The sequence below is a fragment of the Tenacibaculum halocynthiae genome, assembly GCF_964512825.1.
In the GTDB taxonomy this organism is placed as follows: domain Bacteria; phylum Bacteroidota; class Bacteroidia; order Flavobacteriales; family Flavobacteriaceae; genus Polaribacter; species Polaribacter halocynthiae.
Genome location: NZ_CAZELG010000032.1, coordinates 1 through 1,570, shown reverse-complemented (window position 1 = coordinate 1,570; position 1,570 = coordinate 1). Strand labels below are relative to the sequence as shown.

Annotated in this window: 1 pseudogene; it reads left to right on the top strand. The window is 45.4% G+C overall.

Features of this window, described 5'->3' with window-relative positions:
• Nucleotides 1-1,570, top strand: a pseudogene (locus tag ACKTTQ_RS12475) (T9SS type B sorting domain-containing protein); the annotation flags it as partial.

Genomic DNA, 1,570 nt, shown 5'->3' with positions numbered 1-1,570 from the left:
TCAATTAACAGTACCGAGTACACCGGCAGTAAGTGTAACAGCAGCAAGCTGTTCAAGTGCAGCGGTAGTAACGGTAACAAATTATGTAGCAAGCGGTGTTACGTATACCTCTAGTCCAGCAGGCTTAACCGTAGGAGCAGGTGGAGTTGTAAGCGGAGGAGTAGATGGAACTTCTTATACGATTACTGCTACTAGTACCAGCGCAGGAAGTTGTCCAAGTACGGCCTCTTCAAGCTTTACTAATGATACCGATAGTCAATTAACAGTACCGAGTACGCCAGTAGTAAGTGTAACAGCAGCAAGCTGTTCAAGTGCAGCGGTAGTAACGGTAACAAATTATGTAGCAAGTGGTGTTACGTATACCTCTAGTCCAGCAGGCTTAACCGTAGGAGCAGGAGGAGTTGTAAGCGGAGGAGTAGATGGAACTTCATATACGATTACTGCTACTAGTACCAGCGCAGGAAGTTGTCTAAGTACGGCCTCTTCAAGCTTTACTAATGATACCGATAGTCAATTAACAGTACCGAGTACGCCAGTAGTAAGTGTAACAGCAGCAAGCTGTTCAAGTGCAGCGGTAGTAACGGTAACAAATTATGTAGCAAGCGGGGTTACGTATACTTCTAGTCCAGCAGGATTAACCGTTGGAGCAGGTGGAGTAGTAAGCGGAGGAGTAGATGGAACTTCATATACGATTACTGCTACTAGTACCAGCGCAGGAAGTTGTCCAAGTACGGCCTCTTCAAGCTTTACTAATGATACCGATAGTCAATTAACAGTACCGAGTACGCCAGCAGTAAGTGTAACAGCAGCAAGCTGTTCAAGTGCAGCGGTAGTCACGGTAACAAATTATGTAGCAAGTGGTGTTACGTATACTTCTAGTCCAGCAGGCTTAACCGTAGGAGCAGGAGGAGTTGTAAGCGGAGGAGTAGATGGAACTTCTTATACGATTACTGCTACTAGTACTAGCGCAGGAAGTTGTCCAAGTACGGCCTCTTCAAGCTTTACAAATGATACCGATAGTCAATTAACAGTACCAAGTACACCGGCAGTAAGTGTAACAGCAGCAAGCTGTTCAAGTGCAGCGGTAGTAACGGTAACAAATTATGTAGCAAGCGGGGTTACGTATACTTCTAGTCCAGCAGGATTAACCGTTGGAGCAGGTGGAGTAGTAAGCGGAGGAGTAGATGGAACTTCATATACGATTACTGCTACTAGTACCAGCGCAGGAAGTTGTCCAAGTACGGCCTCTTCAAGCTTTACTAATGATACCGATAGTCAATTAACAGTACCGAGTACGCCAGTAGTAAGTGTAACAGCAGCTAGCTGTTCAAGTGCAGCGGTAGTAACGGTAACAAATTATGTAGCAAGCGGGGTAACGTATACTTCTAGTCCAGCAGGATTAACCGTTGGAGCAGGAGGAGTAGTAAGCGGAGGAACCGATGGAACTTCTTATACGATTACAGCTACTAGTACAAGCGCAGGAAGTTGTCCAAGTACGGCCTCTTCAAGCTTTACTAATGATACCGATAGTCAATTAACAGTACCGAGTACGCCAGTAGTAAGTGTAACA